The sequence below is a fragment of the Klebsiella sp. K47 genome, from assembly GCF_051858335.1.
GTDB lineage: Bacteria > Pseudomonadota > Gammaproteobacteria > Enterobacterales > Enterobacteriaceae > Klebsiella > Klebsiella pneumoniae.
This window is the reverse complement of the sequence record NZ_JBPYUI010000210.1, coordinates 1-240: the sequence shown is the minus strand read 5'-3', so window position 1 is coordinate 240 and position 240 is coordinate 1. Positions and strand designations below refer to the sequence as shown.

Below are 240 nucleotides of genomic sequence, written 5' to 3'. Positions count from 1 at the left end.
CGTAGCAAGTTCCTGCAAAATATCTGGGACATCTTCAAGCTGCGGCCAATTCAATTGAATATTTTGACGGGTTGAAATGTGCGCATAACCACGGTCATAGTTCTGCGCAACCTCAGCCACCTTGCGCAATTGCTCAGAGTTCATTAAGCCATAAGGCACTGCCAAACGTAGCATGGGAGCATAACGTTGAACATATAAACCATTTTGTAAGCGTAAGGGACGGTATTCTTCTTCGGGGAG

1 protein-coding gene is annotated in these 240 nt (G+C 45.8%); it reads right to left on the bottom strand.

The genetic code is table 11. The features are described from left to right. The coding region (locus RRF55_RS27730) for a hypothetical protein (RefSeq protein ID WP_439419260.1) at positions 1 to 240 on the bottom strand (240 nt) is incomplete at both ends.